Genomic DNA, 20,587 nt, shown 5'->3' on the forward strand with positions numbered 1-20,587 from the left:
ATCCTTTGTATAAACATTAAGGCGTAATTATATAAATTTTTATATAAAAAATAGCTAAATTTAAGCATTATTTTAAATTATAAATTTAGAGGCAACCCCTATAATAGCTGTTTGTGCTTTAAGTATATAAGAGGCTTGCAATCTAGCTTTTTTTGTGCATTTTTTTCTTTCACTTTCAGAAAATCCACCCTCAGCTCCTACTAAAAATACATGCTCTTTAGGTTCAAATAAAGATAAATCTTCTCCTTCAAAATCAATAAGAACTATATTTTTATATGCTTTTTGGAATAATTGAAAATTTTCAAATAATTCTAATTTCAACAAAGAATCTCTTCCACATTGCTGGGATGATTCTATGAGTATTTTTTCCATTCTTGTAAAATCTAGTTTAAAATTTTTTTGTGAAAAATCCATATACACAAAAGATAACTTAAAAACACCTAATTCATTTAAAAATGGTAGTATTTTTTCTATATTTTTTGGATCAATTACAGCCAAAGCTAAATGAAGATTAGTTTGTTTTTGAGATTTTTGTTCTTTTTTTTCTTTTAGTTTTAAAATACAAGATCGCCTAAGAATTTCTATACATTCGTATGTATATGCATAAGAATCATTAAAATTTCTAAAAATAACATTATCGCCAATCTTAATTCTTCTAGCTTTTAAATGTAAAAACGACTCATTATTTACTTCTATAATCTCATCGCCGCTTTTTAAGTGATATAAAAACTGCATTAAAGATAAAAACTCTTAAATATATAAGGAATAAAAAGTAAAAATATATCTAAACATAAAATAAAAAACGAAAGCAATCTAAATTTAGAATAACATTTATACATTCTTGCCTTTTTAAATAAAATAAATTGATAAATAGCCAAAGCAAAAATCAAAAACCAAGAAAGCCACATTAAAAACATATACAAACTAAATTCAAAATGTTTTAAAGCCCATAGCAAACTTCCTGTAAAAAGAGTTATAGCCAAGAACAAATAATAAATTGGTAAAAATAAACGAATTTTTTTTATAAAAATAAATTCTTGAGAAAAGCTACTTTGAGTTAAATATAAATAAAATAACATCAAAAAACCATTTGCATACAAACTATAAACATGCAATGCCAAAAAAAATTCATAACTTTGTTCCATTATTTTCCTTGAGTAGTATTTTCATCTTTAATTTCATCATCCACTGGTATAGGAAGAGTATCATCATTAATTTGAACATTGGAATCACTTTGTTCAATTTGAATATTTTCAGTTTCTAATTCTTTTTTTATATTTTTATGCTCATTGTTAGAACAAGCTATAAAAAACAAAAATGGCAAAATTGCTAATATTTTTTTCATCATACTTCCTTTTGATTGACAAAGATAAAATCTTTATCCTGTAATTTTTTAAAAAAATCCTTATCTTTCCATTCATCTTGTATGGCTTTTGAAAATTCAATATCTATCAAATTTATTTTTGGTAAAAACTCACTATAAGCATCTTCTTCAAAACCCTGTGCATAACCTGTTCTAGTTTCATGTACTATAACACTTTTTAATCGCACACCACGCTCACCATTTACCATTTTAGTTTTTAAAAGCAAAGCATCAATTAATACAAAAAAAATCCTTACAAAATTTTCTGCACTAACATTTACAGGCAAACTCACCCACCTTTGTGAGTGTTTTTTCATATCTTCTAAATAAGTTTTATCATCATCTTTAAAGAGCGTAATAGCATGATCAAAGCTATCAATAATTTGTTTAATCTCATCTTTTAACAAACCAAAATCATATACCATTCCTGCATTATCAAGGTATTTACTCTCAAGCAAAATTTCCACCTTGTAAGAATGGCCATGTAAACTAGTTTTGCATCGCTTAGAACTACAAAATCTAACAATATGAGCATTTTCAAATTCAAACAATTTTCTAATAATCATACGCCTTCTTTATCTCCCCAAATTCTAATGTGCAATCTATCAGAGTAATTATATCCATTTTTTATACAAAATTCAGCAACGCTTAAGCTATTTTTAGAAATTTCTTCTTCCTTTGCCCCCATAGGCATGCAAAAGACTTCATTTTCGCAAAGTTGTAAAATTTCATTAATTTCCTCTAAAGCTTTATTTTCTTGAATGAATTTTTCATCCAAAACAAATTTATAAAAACTATCCTTTGCATTTTTTTTAAAAGCTTTCAAGGCTTTTTCATTGATTCTTTTTTCTTTTTTTACCCCACTATTGCTAAGCTTAATACCCAAGGCAAAATAACATTGTTTATATAAAGGATATTTTTCAAAATCAATTTCAATGCTTGCATTAGTCTCAAAATGCACTATAAAGTCATTTTCTAAAAGCAGACTAATGAATTCTAAAAAATCTGCGTTTTTATAATTTAACAAAGGTTCTCCACCTGTAATCACTACAATAGGTTTAAAATCTTTAGCAAGTTTTAAAAGCTCTTTAAAAAGCTCTTTTGCTTCATAAAATTTATAAGTATTTTTAAATTCTTTAGTAAAAACCGCTCTAATGGTATCACAACCTAAGAATTCTTTAGAATTTTTTTGTTTTTTTACCCCAAAACCCGCACAATTAAAATTACACCCTGCAAATCTTACAAAAACAGCTAAATTTCCGCTGTATTTTCCCTCACCTTGCAAGCTTAAAAAAGTTTCAACAACTTCCATCATCCACCCGTTTGATAAAAGGCTCTTGTGGAAGTTTGGTTGCTTTCATTTTCTGACCATCTGTTTTTTTCTGATTTATTTTTTATAACATTTTTTAAAACTTCACAAGCCCCTGCTATATCTTTATTGCGTATAGCTTTTTTAATACTCAAAGCCTCATCATAATACAAACAAGGTATTAAAAGGCCTTCTGCTGAAAGTCTTATACGATTGCAACTATCACAAAAATCATGGCTATGAGGATCTATAATACCAAATTTATACCCATCTTCTAATTCATAAATAGTCGCAGGTGCATTAGGTGTTTTTTGTCCTTCTTTAAAGGTATATTTTTGAGCAAGTATATTTAAAATTTCTGCTGATTTTAATCCTTTTAAATCTCCATAAGCATGATAATTTTCCATAAATTCTATAAAACGAATTTGGGAATTTCTTTCTTTGGCGAATTCTAAAAGATTAATAAATTCATCATCATTAATTCCTCTAAGTGCTACGGTATTAAATTTTATTTTAAAATTTAATTTTAAAGCTTCTTCTATACCATTTAAAACATCTTTTAGTATATTTTTTTGTGCAAGTTTATAAGCCACTTCTTCTTTTAAAGTATCTAATGAAATATTAATTCTTTTTAATCCAGCTTGTTTTAAATCTTTTGCCTGTTGTTTTAATAAAGAAGCATTTGTTGTCAAAGCCAAATCTAAATCATTTTTATACTCACTAATCATAGTAATAAATTTATACAAATCTTTACGCACCAAAGGTTCTCCGCCTGTAATACGAATTTTTTTAACTCCTTCATCAATACAAACTTTAACAAACATAAAAAGCTCTTCAAATGTTAAAAGATTTTCTTTAGCACTCCATTCAAATGGAGTCTTTGGCATACAATAAAGACAACGAAAATTACATCTTTGTGTTACTGAAATTCTCAAATAATCAATCACTCTTCCATAGCTATCTACTAACATTAAAGGCCTTTATATTAATTTATTAAATTTCAAGATAAGCTCAACCCTACCCATACCCATACGCAAATCTTTTGCAATTTGTTCTATGGATTTTTTTTGATTAAAAAGCTCTATGACTTTTTGCTCTTCATTATCATAGCTTGGACTTAATTTTGTAATACTTTGTGTTTTTTGCTCCAAATTTAAAAGACGATTTTTTTGCTCGCTTTGAAATTCTTCAATTACCTCTTCTACTTCTTTTAATGCATTTAAAATAGGAATGATATTTTGATTGATTTTTTGATCTATAATCTGTAAAAATTCTTCTTTTAATTCTTCTTTTATTAACTCTATGTCAATTTCTTCTTTTTCTTCATCATTTTCTAGCAAAGCTCCGCTTTCTTTTTTTAAATAATGATATTGTTTGTTTAAATCTTCAATAATTTTTCCAAGTTCATTAAATTTTGCGACATTTTCTTTTTCTCTTATTACCATATATGCAAACATAGCAAAAATTAAAAGTATAACCACCAACCATAATAATACATCAGTGTTCATTTGTCTTCTCCTTTAAAAATTTAATCATAGCCCTTTGCATATCTACAACAAAATTATTGTAAATATTTTCATCTTCGTTTTTTATTTGTGTAATTCTTGCATTTTGAGTGCTTAATGCTTTAAAAAAAATACTAATTTTATGTCCGTTTAGTTCAAACCTAGCATAATATTCCATATCATTTTTCAAACAATTATCTTTAAATTTAATATGTGTAAAATGCACACCATCTAATATAGCTTTATTTTGCAGTGGTATAAAAGTATTATTTTTATTAATATCATTTTTAATTAAAAATAATTCTTGTTTTAAATCTAATAATAAATCAAAAATTAATTGCTCACCCTCGCTAAATTCAATTCTTGAAGCTAGTTTTTTCCATTTACTTAAATTTACATAATTATTACATACTAAATACTCTTGCAAAAACTCATCATATCTTAAACCACATTCTTCAAATTCTAACTCTAAAGAGCTTTTAAAAAAACTTATTTCCATAAAAGATCAACCCATATAAAAATAAAAAACACCACGCTTAAATACCCATTTAAAGTAAAAAATGCTTTATCAATTTTTGCAAAATTTTTTCTAACAATGCGGTGCTCAAAAAATAAAATCACCGCGCTAATTATCACACCAAAAAAGGCAATATTTCCAGTTGGAGCCACCCAAACAAATAAAAGCCAAAAAAGTACCGCTAAAATATGACAAAATGCTGAGATAAACAAAGTTGCTTCAAGTCCAAATTTAGCGGGTATAGAATGCAAACCTGTTTTTTTATCATACTCCATATCTTGCAAAGCATAAAGCAAATCAAAACCAGCTGTCCAAAAAGTAACACCCAAACACAAAATAACACTATAAATTTCAATACTTCCCAAAACCACAATACTACCAGCAATAGGCGCAAGTCCCAAACAAAAACCAAGAACTAAATGTGCTAAAGACGAAAAACGCTTAAAAGCAGAATAAATAGCCAAAACAAACAAAACCGGCAAAGATAAAGCAAAAGCAAGTTTGTTGATAAAATAAGTTGTTAAAACAAAAACAATAGCATTTAAAATAATAAAAAGCAAAATGCTAGTTTTACCTATACGCCCATCGATGTTAGGTCTATTTGCACAACGAGGATTGTTTTTATCAATATCCTCATCCATTAAACGATTAATCGCCATTGCAAAATTTCTAGCACTAATAGCACATATAACACCCAAAATCAAAGCTTTAAAACCAAACCAAGTGCTATCATTTAAAATGACAGAAGCCACAATCATTGAAGTAAATAAAAACGGCAAAGCAAAAATGGAATGCTTAAAAACAATCAAATCTAAAATATCTTTCAATTTTTCTTTTAATGTAGGCATTTTTTCTCTTTATAATATATTTTTGTTATGATTTTACTAAAATAATTTTAAATTTAGGATATTTTTACGATGTTTTTTGAATTTGCTCTTATTGGAACCACAGCAAGCGGAAAAACAGAGCTTGCCAATAAACTTGCGTATGAATTTAATGCAAGCATATTAAGCCTTGATAGCCTTTGTGTGTATAAGCAAATTAACATCGCTTCAGCAAAAACTGATAAAAAAACCTTAGATGAGTTAAATTATTTTGGAGTAAATTTATTAAATGTTGACGAGCATTTTAATATTGCTTTGTTTTTTAAAGAATACCAAAAAGCAAAAGCTTTTGCACAAAAAAACAATCAAATGCTAATTATTACAGGTGGAACTAGCTTTTACCTAAAAGCTTTAATGGATGGCTTGAGTGCAAATTTTAAAGAAAGCAATAGCCCTTTAAGTAATGATGCAATTTATGCTTTAATGAAAAAAATTGATAAAGAAGCAAAAATAGAAAAAAACGACACTTATCGCTTAAGAAAATGGCTTGGAATTTATGAGCAAAGTCAGCAAATTCCAAGTGAAATCTTAAAAAATACCAAAAAAGCACCCCTTATACAGAATTTAAAAATTTTTGAAATTTGTTGGGACAAAGCACTTTTAGAGCAACGCATTATTAAACGCACAAAAAGTATGATTGAACTAGGATTAATACAAGAAGCTAAAACACTTTTTCAAAATTATGATAACAATTTAAAAGCACTCAATTCAATAGGCTTAAAAGAATGCAAAGCATTTTTAGAACAAAAAATCAACCTAAAAGAACTTGAAGAATTAATCATAATCCACACAAGACAATTAGCCAAAAGACAAAGAACTTTTAATAAAAAATTTGAAAAAGAAAAATTAAATTTTTCAAATGCATTTGAAAAATTAAAAATATACATTAATCATCAAATTCAAGGTTGAGTATCTAAAATTTGCATTTTTTCTTTACATAAATTTTGCCAGCTACTTGTCGCATTAAGATCTAAACATTTTTGTAAACTTTGCTTTTGATTTTGTGTTTGATTTAAATCTTCATAAATACTACTTTGTGTATAAAAAACTCTTGCTCTTTCATCATTTTTTAAAGGATTGGCTAATAAATCTTTAAATAAAGCCAATGCCTTATCTAATTGCTTAGCTTGTTGCAATGCTTTTATATATATAAATTCCAAATCAGGCGTAAAAAGATTCACACCCTTTAAATTTTGATAATCAATAGCCTTTGGTGCATAAGTTAAAATATTTGTTAATAAATTATTTTGCTCACAATAACGCAAAAATTCATAATAAAGTTCAACCATGCGATAATTCATATCAAATCGCTCTAGTCTTTGTAAAGTTTGTATCATGGCATTATAATCTTGCAGTTTTAATTGTGCAAAAAATTTAAGATAATTTGCCTCAAATTTTTCTTCATTAGTAATGATTGCACGCGTATTTAAAATATCATTAACCATTTTAAGCACTACATTATATTGTTTATCTTTTAATGCCAAATCCGCTCTTTGTAGTTTATAAAAAATAAGATCATCTTTTTCATTTTCTGCGATATAGTTTTTTGCTTCTTCTATACGCGTAGTTCTTTTAAAGCATTGTAGCATTTGTTTTTTGTTTGTGATTTTATTTCCAATACTATAATTTTTAAATTCATCATAAAGTTTTACAGCATCTATACATTCATCTTTTTTTAATTTATCACTTAATACATAAATGGCAGATTGTTCTAAAATATTTTTTATTTCTTTATTAGAATATTTTTCTATATCATTTTTATAAGAAACTACTTTATCATAGTTTTTTTCCTTAAAATACAACTTAACATTATCAAATAAAGCTTTACTTGAAATTTCTCCAGCATATTTATTCATTATCTCTTCATATTTTTGATGTAAGGTATTAGCATCAGCATTTTTTAAATATAAAAAGTTTTTATCTTGAGCTTCTTTGATTAAACTTACATACTCTCCTAAAGGAAATTCTTCAGTATAAAGATCTAAATATTTTTGTGCTTTAATATACTCTTTAGCATTGATTAACGAAAATGCTAAATCTTTTAAAACTTTTTCATATTCTTTATCAACTTTTGTTAATTTTGAAAAAATATACTCATAAATTTTTGCACTTAAGTCATAGATTTTATTATAATCTAAAGCTTTAGCTAAAAGCAATGAGTTATCTAAATCATGCATAAAAAAATCAGGATTTGATGATAAAATTTTATTTATTAGTTCTTTTGCTTGTTTTGGATTTTTTTGCTCTAAATAATTTTTTGCTAAAAACAAAGCTGCCCTACTTGCTAAATTTGTATTATCAGTAGAATAATAAACCTCTTGATAAATATTTGTTGCTGTATTTTTTTTACCTAAATTATATAAATAATCTGCATAATCTAACAAAGCCATGGTGCTAAATTTATCACCTTTGTGTTCATTGCTAAGCGTTTGAATAATATACTCAACATTTGATCTTTGTGATAAACCTATATATATTCTCATCATTATATACATTACTTCAGTGAAATCTTTGTCATTTACATAAGTTCTTGTCCATTTCTTTGCATCATCAAGCATTTGTTCTAATACTTGCTGATCTTTATCTAAAGCATAAGTATAAATTTGATTTTGCGCTCTAAGCTTATAAAGTTCAAATTCTCCCATAAAAACACTACCTTGATAGCGATTTATAGCATTTTGACTATCTCTTAAAACCTGATCATATTTTTTTGCATCATACTCTTTTTTAATGTTTAAATACGCATTTACATCTGCACTCTTTGAGACATCTATGGGGTTTGAATTTAAATCCAAAGCTCCAATAGATGGCATCAAAGCTTTGTTAAAATAAATATTAAAATCTAACCCATCATTACTTTTATATTGTCTTAAGTCCTTGGAGAAAATAAAAACAAAATGATTTGCTTGAATATTTCTTTGATCTTGAATTTCTTTAGAATCAAATATTTCTTGAGAATAATTAAACATTTTAGACATAATTTTTGGTTTAATTTTTACCTTTAAATAAGTTGGTTGTTTTTCAAAAGAAATAGAAAAATCTTCAAATTCTTTATCTTGAAATTGCATATTAGTGAGGCCTAAAATTTTACATTCATAATGCTGTTTTTCAAATTCAAGAATACTCTCGCAAGTAAATTTTTTTTCATCTTTAAGATGTAAAAGCGTGAAAGGGCGATTATGCTCTTCACCTTTATTTACTAAAATTTCAAATGCAAATGCAAAATTTATACTAAAGAAAAATACAAATAATATCCTGATCATAAATGTGATTATATCAATATTATTTTACAAAAGCAAAAATATACATGAGATATTGCCTAAAAAACACAATAGTAAAATAATTTTTTGCTTTGTATTTAAACTACATGATTCTATAACATCAGATTTTTTAAAAAATACATAAATTAGAATTTTTAAATATGCATATAACATTATCATAGAGCTTAATGCGATTGCAAAAACTAATATATAATAACCTGAATTTAAAATAGATGTTAAAACCAAAATCTTACCCCAAAAAATACCAAATGGAGGAATTCCAGCTATAGATAAAATAAATATAGCTAAAATAATAGACAATAAAGGTTTCTTATCAAACAAACCTGCAAAACTTTCATAAGAACTTTTTTGAAATAAACTCAAAATTAAAAAAATTCCATAATTTGCAAAAGCAAAACTAACCCAATACACAAACAATGCAAAAATAGAAAGTAGATATGATGTTCCATCTCCTTGAGCACTAATACTCATACTAGAAACAATCACAGCTAAAATAAACGAAGAATGTGCTATAGAACTATAAGCTAGCATTTTTTTAATATCAGTTTGTATCAAAGCAACAATACTCACAGCTATCATGGAAAATATAGCAAGCAAAGTAACAATGTATTCAAATTTTACACCTCCGCCTAAAGCGGTAAAAATTCTTAAAACTACTATTATAATAGCTATTTTAGGAACTACTGAAATAAATGCTATAAAATTAGTGTGAACTCCATAATACACATCTTTTAGCCAAAAATGAAAAGGTGCTATAGAAAGTTTTATACCAACTATAACCAAAAACATAACACCTGCACAAAGTAAAATAGGATCAGAAATGTATTCAGAATGTAATAAATTATCCAAATCTAAAGATTGTGTTTTTAAATATACAAAAGCACAAGCAAACACAAAAAATCCCGCACCAACAGCAGCTAATGCAAAATATTTTATACTTGAACTAATTGCATTATGCGTTCCTCTTAAAGCTATTAAAGTATATAAAGCCAAAGAAGAACCTTCCAAAGCTAAGAAAATTACAATTAAATTAGTACTTGATATCATCAAAATCAAACAAGCAATCATAAATAAAAACAAAGAATAAAATTCAGACTTTTCTTCGTCTTTATCCATTAATAAATATAGTATAGAAAATACTATGATAATAATTTGTGCAAAAATAGCATAATTATCACTCACAAATAAACCAAAAAAAGCTTGACTTTCTTCTAAACTAGTTCCATTATAAAAACTCAATAAAAACAAAGCAGACATTAATGCTACAACACTAATGCTAATATAAAAATTTCTACTAAATTGCTTAAAAGCACCTAATAAAAGCAAAATAATAGCCCAGCAAAATAAAGAAACAACAGGCATTAATAATACAAAATTTAATTTTTCTAAACTAAAACCACTCATTAAAAACCTCTTATATTGTCTATGATTTTTTGATTTTCTAAAACAATATTCTTAGCTTGCATTACATCGAGTATGCCATTTATATTTTGAGAAATATTATCAAGCATAGAGCTTGGAGCAATACCCAAATATATCACTAAAACACTTAAAATAGTCAAAACAAAAATTTCACTTTTTCTTAATATAAATTTTTCTATATTATCTGTATTTTCTTTAGAATTAGTAGCAAAAAACATATTTCTATATATATTTAGCATATATATAGCACCTAAAATAATAACCCCACCTGCAAACAAAGCATACCATATATTTACACTAGCTACGCCTTGAAGTATTAAAAATTCTCCCACAAAAGATATAGTTAAAGGTAGCGAAATAGACGAAAAAAGTAAAATGGCAAAAAAGAAGCTAAATAAAGATGATTTTTTTGCTAAAGCTTGATAAAAACTAATTTCAAAAGTGTTATATCTTTTATATAACATCCAAGCTGCCAAAAACAAACCACCTGTAACCACACCATGAGCAAACATATAAAACACAGAACCACTTAATCCATTAGAAGTAAAAGTCACAATACCTAATATCACAACACCTAAATGCGAAATAGAACTATAGGCAATTAACTCTTTTAAATCTTTTGTTTTAAATGCAATTAAAGCAGTGTATAAAATACCAATTATACACAAAATAGCAAGTAAAGAATAATAATGATTAATCGTATCAGGACTCAATGGCAAAACAAAGCGTATCATACCAAAAGGTGCCATTTTGAAACTAACAAGCATTACAGATACTAAAGTTGGACTTTTAGCATATACATTTGGTGCCCAAGTATGGAAAGGAAACAATGGGCTTTTAATAGCAAAAGCTATGAAAAAACCAAGAAAAATCAAATTTTGAGAATACTCTGATAAGAAAAATTCGCTCTTATACCAAGCAAGTAAATCAAAACTCCAATAACCAAAGGTTTGATAATATAAAAATCCAGTATAAAGAATAGCCAATAGCATAAGCATAGAACCACAAAAAGCATAAATGAAAAATTTGATTCCTGCTTTATAATTGTTAGAATATCGTCCTATAAGATAAATTAGAGGGATTAAAGAAAATTCCCAAAAAACATAAAATAACAAAGCGTCTAAAGATGAGAATAACCCTATAATACAAAATTGCAGTATAAAAATGCTTATAACAACATCTTTGCTTTTAATATCTAAGCAAATAAAAGATAAAAAAATCATTAAAGAACAAAGTAACATCAAATAAAGCGCTATAATATCAACACCTATATGAAAATTTACAATCAAAGTGCTAATTACAAATTCATAATCAATTCCACCTTGATAATTAGCAATTAAAAAAATATTAAAAACTAAAATAAAAAAACTAACTAAAATTGCAAAAAATTTACTTTCATTCTTACGCAAAAATAAAGAAACAATAGTTGCAAAAAATGGAAACAATATCAACATACCTAACATATCACACCGCCAATGCTAAAGAAAATAAACACACAAAAGCCAAAATAGAAATTCTTAAAACCAAAGAAAAATCTTTTCTTACGCTAATTACCCTAGCAAAAGTTTTTAGAAAATAAACGATACTATTTACAAGAGCATCTAAAATCTCTCTATCACCTCTTCTTAAAAACTCACACAATATTGCATATTTTTCGACAATGTATTTATGATATAAATTTGGAATATAATACTCATTAAATAATATTTTATATAGTCTTGTTTTAGAAAGCGAAGGTTTAAACCAATTTCGCCAATAAGCAATAACAGCCAAACATATACCCAATAAAGCTGCTATACTTGCTAATATCACAACTAAAAAATTTTGTCCATCAATAATAGCTAAATTTCTACTTACAAATTCCATAAAATCATGCTCGAAAAATCCTGCTATAATAGCAAGTAAGGCTAAAGGACTCATTGCTAATAAAGCTATTTTACTTGCTTCATGAGGATGTTCTTCATGTCTTTTTGGAGTAAAAAATACAAGCATTAAAAGTCTAAAACTATAAAAAGCCGTCATAAAAGCTGAAATTAGCAAAATTAAAAAAATACCATGATGATGAGAAATAAAAGAAAATCCCAAAATCAAATCTTTAGAGAAAAAACCAGCAAATGGGTAAATTCCAGCTAAGGCTAAAGACCCAACTACCATTAAAATAGCACTGAATTTCATGTTTTTATAAAGACCGCCCATTTTACCAATATCAAGCTTATCATTCATTGCATGCATAACATTACCAGCACCTAAAAATAATAAAGATTTAAAAAATGCATGTGTAGCCAAGTGAAACAATGCGATTGCATAAGCTCCAAGTCCAGCTGCAACAAACATGTATCCAAGTTGTGATAAAGTAGAATAAGCAATAATTCTTTTTAAATCTTTAGCTACCATAGCCATAGAAGCAGCAAAAAACGCTACAAAAGCTCCAAGTGTTGCAATAAAATAACCAACTTCAGGAACTTGTAAATAAAGCTCTCCTGCACGAATTACTAAATAAACTCCAGCTGTAACCATAGTTGCAGCATGAATTAGCGCTGAAACTGGAGTAGGCCCAGCCATAGCATCAGCAAGCCAAGTATGAAAAGGAAACTGAGCTGATTTACCCATAGCACCAACAAATAATAAAATTGCTATTAATATTAAAATACTATCATCTTCATGCCCTAAAGACAAAAGTGTAAAAAATTCATCGTATTTTAAAGTATTAAATTCCATATAAATTAAAAAAATTCCTAAAAGCAAAGCTAAATCTGCAATTCTATTCATAATAAATGCTTCATTAGCTGCAAAAGTGTATTTTTCATTATGATACCAAAAGCCTATCAAAAGCCATGAACAAAGTCCAACACCTTCCCATCCTATAAAAAGTCCTAAGAAGTTATCACTCATAATTAAAAACATCATAGAAAAAACAAAAAGTCCTAAATAACTAAAATAGCGATTAAAGCCTTCATCATGCTCCATATAAAATATACTATATAAATGCACAAAACTTGCGACAATACCAACAACACACATCATAATAAGCGTAATAGAATCAATCTTAAAACCAAAATTTACACCTACTAAAGAAATCCAAGTTCCAAGTTCAAAACTAAAATGAACGCCATTATAAAGCAAGATTACCGAAGCAACAGCTGAACATGCAACCAACAAAAACGCAAGATATCCTAAAATATTTTTTTTGGCATTAAAAGCAAAAGCACCTAAAATAAGTGCTGAAAACAAAGGAGAAAAAAGTGCAACTAAAGCTAAATTTTGCATTTTGTTTCTCCTTTTTCTACTAAAGAATCAAGTTCTAGCGTTCCTGTTTTTCTATACCATAATACACAAAGTGCTATCCCAACGGCCACTTCACAAGCTGCTACCCCCATAACAAATAAAGCAAAAACCTGCCCTTCAATATCTCCATGTGAAGCACCTGCAGTAACTAAAGCTAGATTTGCACTATTGAGTAAAATTTCACTTGATATAAAAAGCATTATTAAATTTTGTCGTTTTATGATTCCTATTAGACCAATGATAAACATTAAAATAGCCACAATGTAGTATTTTTCTAACATCATTGTTCATCCTTTTTTATATTTTTTTGAGTTAATACAATAGCACACACCAAAGCTATCAAAAGTAAAATAGCCATTAATTCAAAAGCGAGCATGTATTTGGTAAATAAAATAAAGCCTATTTGTTCGGTGGAGCTAAGATCATAAGTAAAATTATCATTCATTTTAAAATTGTAACCCATGATAATACTCACTAGCAATACAGCACCAAAAATCACAGCAAAGATAAACATTCTTTTTCCTCTTAAAGTTTCTTTAACCTTAATAGAAGCATCAAAAAACATCATCGCAAAACTATAAAGTCCTAAAATGGCACCACTATAAACTATGATTTGTATAGCTCCGATAAATTCAGCATTTAATAAAAAATAAAATCCACTCAAAAAAACCATAGCAGCAGCTAAGGAGCTAATAGCATTAAGCACGCTTTTACTCAAAACACTAATTAGAAAAAATCCTAATACCAAAATACTTAATATGCAAAAAGCTATTGTTTCAAACATTTTCTTCCTTTGGAGCATCTTGTTGTCTTTGTAAATCTATCTCATAATAATTTGGAGTTTTCTTTACCAAAGCATCAGCATCTTTTCTTAAACTACCACTGCCTTCAAAAACAACTTGATTTTTAAGCTCATCAATTGGGGTTAAAAAATTTTGTTTTTGACCAAAATAAGATCTTTGTTCTGCTGCATTTTCATACTCTTTACCATGTACAATAGCAAGCTCAGGACATACATCAGCACAAAATCCACAATAAATACAACGCCCTAAATTAATACTATAATTTTCAACTTTTTTACGCCCATCTTCGCTTAAACTCGTTTCCATTCTTATACAATTACTAATGCAAATTTTTTCACACAATCCACAACCAATACAACATTCATTTTCACTTTCAATAAAACGCATTAAACGATGCACTGCGCGGTAACGATTGTCTAGTGAAACCTTTTCTAATGGGTATTTAATAGTTGCGCTATTATTTTTTTTAAACATTTCTCTTAAAACTACAAATAAACCCACAAAAAGTTCTGTATTTAAAGAACGCTTAATTACTTGTGTTAGTTTTTCATAAGCACCTTGAGGATTTTTACGCTCAAAATCTATTTTAAAATAACCTTTTTTCATTGTTTTTTCCTATATCACAACCACTAAAGCACTGATTAATAAATTTAAAACCGCTAAAGGTATTAAAATCAAATAACACATTCTCATAACTTGATCAGGGCGTAATTGAGGAAAAGCTCCTCTAGCCCAAAAATACCAAAAAAACACAAAAGAAACTTTCAAAAGCATCATAATTGCTCCTGGTATAATCCAAAAATCATTAAATCCGCCTAAAAACAAAAGCGATATCATAATCGCTCCAGTAATCATAGCAGTATATTCACCGATAAAAAACATACCCCATCTAAGCCCGCTATATTCAGTGCCATAACCTGAAACAAGTTCAGTTTCATTTTCACTTAAACAAAGTGGAGTTCTATTAGTTTCTATAAAAATTGCTATAACAAATAAAATAAAAGCTAAAGGTTGTTTAAAAATAAGCCAAGAAAGTATGCCATCGCTTTGATAGTTATTAATATCTACCAAAGATAAAGAACCAACAAGCATCACAACACACACCAAAGAAAGTCCCGCAACGCTTTCATAAGATATTATAGAAACAAGTCCTCTTGCTCCTCCTAGCAACGACCATTTATTATTACTAGCTAAACCACCTAAAAAAATCGCATAAAAACTAACTCCACCCATACCTATAACAAAAAGCAAAGCCACATTAATATCAGCAATAATAGGGCGAATTACCCTACCAAATAAAGTAAATTCAGGAAAAATAGGTATAGCTGCAATTGCTACAAAAGCACAAATTGCTGCAATTAATGGAGCAACTAAAAACACCACCTTTTGGGCATAAGTTGGCACTATATCTTCTTTAGTGAAAAGTTTAATCATATCAGCAACCACTTGAAGCAAACCAAAAGGCCCTACCATATCAGGCCCTAAACGACGATGAAATAAAGCTAAAGCTTTTCTTTCTGCATAAGTTGCTAAGCCTGCTAAAGTAGCAAAAATAGCTATAACAAGCACACATTTAATAATAGTTTCTATGATAAAAAAAGTGATATCACTCATTTTTTGCTCCTACTTTTTCAAGCCAAACTTTTACATATCGAGTATTATCAAATAAAGACTTATAATCAATCTTGCTATCATAATCCCCCAAATATGCACCATTTTCTAAAGATTCATCACACTTTACACTAATAGCAATTTGAGTTTTTTCATTTTTTAAAATAACACTATCATCTTGGTTTAAATCAAATTTTTGCATTAAATCAGGCGATAAAAATAAAGCTCCAACTTCATTAAAAGCCCTATTGCTAAGCTTTGAAAACTGATGAATAGTATTTGCATGATATAAGCTTAAATTTCCTTCATTTTGCACTTTAGCTTCTTGAGTGCTTAAGTTTTTTTCAAATTCAAAATGAGAAAAATCAAGCTCATAACCCCTATGATTTTCCCCGCCATTATCATAATAATTTTCTAACTCATCAAAATCAATTGCTCTAAAGCCTTTATTTTGCGGTAAAAATTTAGTGTAATTAATCGTAAATTCTTCATCAAAACCCAAAGCATTTGCTAAATCATTTAAAAAATAACCTTTAAATTCTAAAGCCGCATTTGTAGGCACTAATCTTTTATCATAATTTACAAAGCTACCTTCTTGTTGATTTAAACTAGAACTTGCAAGATCTCCATCATAAGAAAAGCTAAAATCACCTTTTTCATTATAAGCTAGTGTTTTTCCTGCTTTAAAATCTTGACTTAAATCACAAATTAAACTCACGCCTAAAGTATTGGTGCAAGTTGGATTTAAAAAGACTTTAAATTCAGTATGTTTTTGCACTAAAGCACAAAGTTTTGCTAATTTAGCACTTTGCTCATCATAATAAATATCACTCCCCACAATAAGAGTAAATTTTTGCTTTTTTGCAAGTAAAGTTTCTAAAATATCCTCATCTATGCCAAGATTTTTCGCATAATTTGATCTTTGCACCTCTATGCTTTTTTTAATCTTTTTAGGCACAAGTTTTTTAAGCTCTTCTATAATAATCTCACCATTTTCATTTTGTTTTTCTATTTTTTCAATGACTTCTTCATTGATAGTTTCTTCTATTTCTTTAGTGCCTTGATAGTACGCGTTTTCTAATGTGTTTTTAAAATCTTGTGGAAGCTCTTTGGCAAATTTTTGCAAGATAAATAATAAAATATTTTCATTATCTTTAATATCATGATTAATTTGTAATAAATTCTTAGAGTATTTATCTATGCCTTTATCTTTTATAGGGTGAAAATAAATTCCTGCACCCTTATTCATCACTAAAGCATTATTGACTTTATAGCCTAGAGTTGGTGCATCATAACGCAAAAATGAACCTATGATGATTAAAAAATCACTTTGGCTAATATCGTTTGTATTTGCATTATACATTGTGTTTGCATTTTGGTAAAAACAAGCTAGAAAATCTTGGAATTTTTTAGCTTCGTGGTTTATAAGATTAAGATTAAATTTTTGGCTTAAATTTTGTAAGATTAAAGCTTCTTCGTTAGTAATAAAGCTATTAAATAAAATATTTTTTATTTCATCATTTTTTATCATATTTACTAATTTTTCAAAGGCTTTTTCATCTTTGCCTTGAACTTCGTTTTGAGTGTTAAAACCATATCTTGCGGCTTTATTTAGCGTAGCAAAGGCAAAATCATTGCTCACTCTATAAATTTTTTCTTTTTGATTATTAATACTAGTTTGTTTAATATCATAATACATCAACTCACAATCACTAGAATGGGGATTACTAGCTGGAATTTTCTTTAACTCCCAAGCATTAGAAGTGTATTGAAAGGCTGAGCTCACCAAAGCTCCCGTTGGGCATACACTTGTGCATTCCCCACAAAAAGAACAATCAAGCATATCACCACTACTTGGTGCAATCAAGCTTTTTTGAAATTTAGTCCAAATTGCAAGCGCATCTTTACTCATACTTTCTTTAAAGCTTGCATCGGGTGCATTTGCTCCTCTTGGAGTAGTTTTTAAAGCGCTCTCTCCTATTTTGTCTTTACAAACGGTGATACATCTTTCACACACTATACATAAAGCAGGATCATAATTAATCTCGCCCCATTTTTTATGCTCTTTATGTGTGTCTTTAATCCAATAATTTTGCACATTTACTCTTGCCTTATGTGTAAAGTTTTGAAGCTCACATTCGCCTGATTTATCACAAACTCCACATTGCAAAGGATGATTAATACAATATGCTTGCATGATGGCATTACGCTCATCCCATAAATTTGGCAAATCACTCTCTACTACCATACCTTCTTTAACTTTGGTATTGCAAGAATAAACCTTTTTACCATCAGCCTCAACCATACACATACGACAGGCAAGTGTTGGAGAACAGCCATTTAGATAACAAATTGCAGGGATAAAAATATCATTTTTTCTAGCTACATTTAAAATATACTCGCCCTCATTTGCCTCACATTCTATACCATTAATGATAACTTTCATTTTATAACCTTAACTTGAGCTTTTGAAAAAGCAAAATCTTTACTAGGATAATCAAACAAAGCTATTGTCCCTTTTAAACCCTCATCTATTTGCACTACACTTGTAAAATTTTGCTCTTTAATGCTTAGTTGGATTTTTTGATCTTGTTTTATTTTAGCAATCAAAGCAAAAGAAGCTGAGCAGTGTAATTTTGTATCTTTTAAAGGTGTTTGCATAATGATAGTTCCATCAAAATTATCAAGCTCTAAAAGCACATTAAAGGAATTTTGTATCAATAAATTTTCTTCATTTTCATCAGAACATACCAAAAAAAGATCAAATTTTTGACAAAGTTTTGCTAAAAAATATTTGATATTTTCAAAATCTTTATGTTGATATAAATTTTCATCAAAAATAATACACTTTGCTTGTTTTAAAAATTCCAAAATTTCTAAAGCTTCTTCTTCTCCAAAACAAGATTCAGCACTCAAATAACCCTCATCAAGCATACTAAATTCTTCTTCTAAAGCCATTTTACAAAGTAAAGCAAGCACAAAAGGCACACTTGCAATTTCACATTTATAAAAACTCGCATTTAAATTTTTATCTTCCAAACAGGAAATATTATAATTTTTGCTTTTATCAAGCTTAGCACAAAGTAAGGGATTTTTTAAAGAAAGCAAATCCACAAAACACAAAGCATTTAATCCTTCTTGGTATTTTTTTAATTTCATTGCCCTACCTTTTTAAAAACTATAGTCCAATCTACTTGATTAAATTTTAAAGAATTCAATAATTCACAATTTTGCTCTTTTATGAAAGCAAAACTTTTTTCTACATTAGAAAAATCTCCTATTTCAAACAAAACTACTAAAACCTCGCCCATATAAGCATTTTGAATGATTTGCTCTAAATCTTTAAATAAATCTTGACTTTTTCTTAAATCCACGCGTCTCATCGGTCTATCTCGCCTAAAACTATATTAATGCTTCCTAAAATCGCTACCGCATCAGCTAAATATGATCCAACAAGCATTTCTTCTAAAAATGCACAATGAAAAAAGCTTGGGGTTCTAGCTCTTAATCTATATGGCCTACCACTTCCATCTGAGTGGATAAAAAAGCCTAGTTCGCCTTTTGGACTTTCAGTTGGCACATATACTTCTCCTTTTGGAGGTTTTAAGCCTTGAGTTATTAGAACAAAATGCTGCATAAGTGAATAATTTTGCGTCATGATTTGCTCTTTTGAAGCACTTACATATTCAGGATGATTGCATAAAATTTCAGGCGGAGTATCTTGATAAAGCTTAGCGCATTGAGTTAAAATTTTCAAACTTTCTCTAAATTCTTGCATATAAACTTTATATCTTGCATAAGAATCACCCATTTTAGCTACAGGCACACCAAAATCTACCTCATCATAAAGCAAATACGGCTCTTCTTTTCTAATATCATAAGCAATGCCACTTCCTCTTAACATAACCCCACTACAACCCCAACTTAAAGCTTGCTCTTTGCTAACAACTCCTACATTTTCAGTACGCATACGCCAAATTCTATTATCATCAAGCAAGGCTTCATAGTCTTTTATATCATTTGGAAATTTATTGCAAAATGCTAAAAGCTCATCTAAAAAGCCCTCAGGCAAATCAAGCATTACCCCACCTATTCTCATAGAAGAATGCGTAAGTCTTGCCCCGCAATATTTTTCTATCAAATCAAGCACATATTCACGCTCTCTAAAGCAGTATAAAAACACCGTCATTGCACCAATATCAAGTGCATGCGTAGCAAGCCATAACAAATGCGAAGCAATGCGGTTTAACTCAAGCAAAATCATCCTTATCACACTTGCTCTGCGTGGAATTTCTAAGCCACAAAGTTTTTCAACAGCAGCCACATAAGCATAGTTATTTGCACTAGCTGCGATATAATCCATTCTATCAGTAGTTGGGATAAACTCTTGATAAATCATATTTTCAGCCATTTTTTCCATGCCTCGGTGCATATAGCCAATGCAAGGTGCGGCTTTAACGATTTCTTCTCCATCAAGTTCTAAAATAAGGCGTAAATTTCCATGAGCGCTTGGGTGCTGGGGGCCAAGATTAACTATCATAGTGCCATCTTCACGTTCAAAGCTTATATTTTCATAATAAGGTTTTAATTTAGTAGAAATTTGCATT

The 20,587-nt window shown here is 28.4% G+C and carries 22 protein-coding genes; 1 reads left to right on the forward strand and 21 read right to left on the reverse strand.

Going from position 1 to position 20,587, the window contains the following annotated elements; all coding sequences use genetic code 11:
* Nucleotides 1–72: 72 nt before the first annotated feature.
* The 9 genes from CPEL_RS07660 to mqnP are packed head-to-tail and all read right to left on the reverse strand — an operon-like array spanning nucleotide 73 to nucleotide 5,542.
* Nucleotides 73–735 (reverse strand): 16S rRNA (uracil(1498)-N(3))-methyltransferase, encoded by a 663-nt coding sequence (locus CPEL_RS07660; protein ID WP_044599337.1) that lies wholly within the window; start codon nucleotides 733–735, stop codon nucleotides 73–75.
* The gene (locus tag CPEL_RS07665; protein WP_044599338.1) at nucleotides 735–1,145 is read right to left on the reverse strand and encodes a membrane protein; all 411 of its coding nucleotides are present in this window, start codon (nucleotides 1,143–1,145) and stop codon (nucleotides 735–737) included. Before CPEL_RS07665 ends, CPEL_RS07660 begins: the two co-directional genes overlap by 1 nt.
* Complete coding sequence (locus tag CPEL_RS07670) at nucleotides 1,145–1,345, reverse strand: hypothetical protein (protein ID WP_049984605.1); 201 nt, start codon at nucleotides 1,343–1,345, stop codon at nucleotides 1,145–1,147. The genes CPEL_RS07665 and CPEL_RS07670 overlap by 1 nt, the downstream gene beginning before the upstream one ends.
* Nucleotides 1,345–1,929, reverse strand: coding sequence for a 6-pyruvoyl trahydropterin synthase family protein (locus tag CPEL_RS07675; protein WP_044599340.1), 585 nt, complete (start codon nucleotides 1,927–1,929; stop codon nucleotides 1,345–1,347). The genes CPEL_RS07670 and CPEL_RS07675 overlap by 1 nt, the downstream gene beginning before the upstream one ends.
* Nucleotides 1,926–2,675, reverse strand: a complete 750-nt coding sequence (locus CPEL_RS07680; RefSeq protein ID WP_044599341.1) for a 7-carboxy-7-deazaguanine synthase QueE — start codon at nucleotides 2,673–2,675, stop codon at nucleotides 1,926–1,928. Before CPEL_RS07680 ends, CPEL_RS07675 begins: the two co-directional genes overlap by 4 nt.
* Entirely contained in the window at nucleotides 2,675–3,643 is a 969-nt protein-coding gene (gene moaA, locus CPEL_RS07685) for a GTP 3',8-cyclase MoaA (protein ID WP_044599342.1), read from the reverse strand. Before moaA ends, CPEL_RS07680 begins: the two co-directional genes overlap by 1 nt.
* A 9-nt stretch (nucleotides 3,644–3,652) precedes the next feature.
* Nucleotides 3,653–4,180 carry a hypothetical protein gene (locus tag CPEL_RS07690; protein WP_044599343.1) on the reverse strand — a complete coding sequence of 176 codons (528 nt, stop codon included), beginning with the start codon at nucleotides 4,178–4,180 and terminating at the stop codon, nucleotides 3,653–3,655.
* Nucleotides 4,170–4,676 (reverse strand): hypothetical protein, encoded by a 507-nt coding sequence (locus CPEL_RS09135; protein ID WP_044599344.1) that lies wholly within the window; start codon nucleotides 4,674–4,676, stop codon nucleotides 4,170–4,172. The genes CPEL_RS07690 and CPEL_RS09135 overlap by 11 nt, the downstream gene beginning before the upstream one ends.
* Nucleotides 4,667–5,542 carry a menaquinone biosynthesis prenyltransferase MqnP gene (gene mqnP, locus CPEL_RS07700; protein WP_044599345.1) on the reverse strand — a complete coding sequence of 292 codons (876 nt, stop codon included), beginning with the start codon at nucleotides 5,540–5,542 and terminating at the stop codon, nucleotides 4,667–4,669. Before mqnP ends, CPEL_RS09135 begins: the two co-directional genes overlap by 10 nt.
* Before the next feature lie 69 nt (nucleotides 5,543–5,611).
* On the opposite strand from mqnP, the gene miaA reads away from it, so the two are divergent.
* Nucleotides 5,612–6,487: a tRNA (adenosine(37)-N6)-dimethylallyltransferase MiaA gene (gene miaA / locus CPEL_RS07705; protein ID WP_044599346.1), complete on the forward strand. Its 876-nt coding sequence runs from the start codon at nucleotides 5,612–5,614 to the stop codon at nucleotides 6,485–6,487.
* Here the strand turns inward: miaA and CPEL_RS07710 are convergent.
* The 12 genes from CPEL_RS07710 to nuoD are packed head-to-tail and all read right to left on the reverse strand — an operon-like array spanning nucleotide 6,478 to nucleotide 20,586.
* Entirely contained in the window at nucleotides 6,478–8,841 is a 2,364-nt protein-coding gene (locus CPEL_RS07710) for a paralysed flagella protein (protein WP_049984606.1), read from the reverse strand. The genes miaA and CPEL_RS07710 overlap by 10 nt on opposite strands.
* A 24-nt stretch (nucleotides 8,842–8,865) precedes the next feature.
* A complete protein-coding gene (locus CPEL_RS07715; RefSeq protein ID WP_044599347.1) occupies nucleotides 8,866–10,263 on the reverse strand; it encodes an NADH-quinone oxidoreductase subunit N in 1,398 nt (465 codons plus the stop codon).
* The gene (locus CPEL_RS07720) at nucleotides 10,263–11,744 is read right to left on the reverse strand and encodes a complex I subunit 4 family protein (protein ID WP_044599348.1); all 1,482 of its coding nucleotides are present in this window, start codon (nucleotides 11,742–11,744) and stop codon (nucleotides 10,263–10,265) included. Before CPEL_RS07720 ends, CPEL_RS07715 begins: the two co-directional genes overlap by 1 nt.
* A gap of 1 nt (nucleotide 11,745) precedes the next feature.
* Nucleotides 11,746–13,548, reverse strand: a complete 1,803-nt coding sequence (nuoL, locus tag CPEL_RS07725) for an NADH-quinone oxidoreductase subunit L (protein WP_044599349.1) — start codon at nucleotides 13,546–13,548, stop codon at nucleotides 11,746–11,748.
* The gene (nuoK, locus tag CPEL_RS07730) at nucleotides 13,536–13,847 is read right to left on the reverse strand and encodes an NADH-quinone oxidoreductase subunit NuoK (protein ID WP_044599593.1); all 312 of its coding nucleotides are present in this window, start codon (nucleotides 13,845–13,847) and stop codon (nucleotides 13,536–13,538) included. Before nuoK ends, nuoL begins: the two co-directional genes overlap by 13 nt.
* Nucleotides 13,847–14,350 (reverse strand): NADH-quinone oxidoreductase subunit J, encoded by a 504-nt coding sequence (locus CPEL_RS07735; RefSeq protein ID WP_044599350.1) that lies wholly within the window; start codon nucleotides 14,348–14,350, stop codon nucleotides 13,847–13,849. The genes nuoK and CPEL_RS07735 overlap by 1 nt, the downstream gene beginning before the upstream one ends.
* Nucleotides 14,343–14,975 (reverse strand): NADH-quinone oxidoreductase subunit NuoI, encoded by a 633-nt coding sequence (nuoI, locus tag CPEL_RS07740; protein WP_044599351.1) that lies wholly within the window; start codon nucleotides 14,973–14,975, stop codon nucleotides 14,343–14,345. Before nuoI ends, CPEL_RS07735 begins: the two co-directional genes overlap by 8 nt.
* 9 nt (nucleotides 14,976–14,984) lie before the next feature.
* Nucleotides 14,985–15,983 carry an NADH-quinone oxidoreductase subunit NuoH gene (gene nuoH, locus CPEL_RS07745; protein ID WP_044599352.1) on the reverse strand — a complete coding sequence of 333 codons (999 nt, stop codon included), beginning with the start codon at nucleotides 15,981–15,983 and terminating at the stop codon, nucleotides 14,985–14,987.
* Nucleotides 15,976–18,426 carry an NADH-quinone oxidoreductase subunit G gene (locus tag CPEL_RS07750; protein ID WP_044599353.1) on the reverse strand — a complete coding sequence of 817 codons (2,451 nt, stop codon included), beginning with the start codon at nucleotides 18,424–18,426 and terminating at the stop codon, nucleotides 15,976–15,978. Before CPEL_RS07750 ends, nuoH begins: the two co-directional genes overlap by 8 nt.
* The gene (locus CPEL_RS07755) at nucleotides 18,423–19,139 is read right to left on the reverse strand and encodes a hypothetical protein (protein ID WP_044599354.1); all 717 of its coding nucleotides are present in this window, start codon (nucleotides 19,137–19,139) and stop codon (nucleotides 18,423–18,425) included. The genes CPEL_RS07750 and CPEL_RS07755 overlap by 4 nt, the downstream gene beginning before the upstream one ends.
* Nucleotides 19,136–19,363, reverse strand: a complete 228-nt coding sequence (locus CPEL_RS07760; protein WP_039642382.1) for an NADH-ubiquinone oxidoreductase subunit E family protein — start codon at nucleotides 19,361–19,363, stop codon at nucleotides 19,136–19,138. Before CPEL_RS07760 ends, CPEL_RS07755 begins: the two co-directional genes overlap by 4 nt.
* Nucleotides 19,360–20,586, reverse strand: coding sequence for an NADH dehydrogenase (quinone) subunit D (nuoD, locus tag CPEL_RS07765; protein ID WP_044599355.1), 1,227 nt, complete (start codon nucleotides 20,584–20,586; stop codon nucleotides 19,360–19,362). The genes CPEL_RS07760 and nuoD overlap by 4 nt, the downstream gene beginning before the upstream one ends.
* Nucleotide 20,587 lies beyond the last annotated feature (1 nt).

This window comes from Campylobacter peloridis LMG 23910, from assembly GCF_000816785.1.
Taxonomy (GTDB): Bacteria; Campylobacterota; Campylobacteria; order Campylobacterales; family Campylobacteraceae; genus Campylobacter_D; species Campylobacter_D peloridis.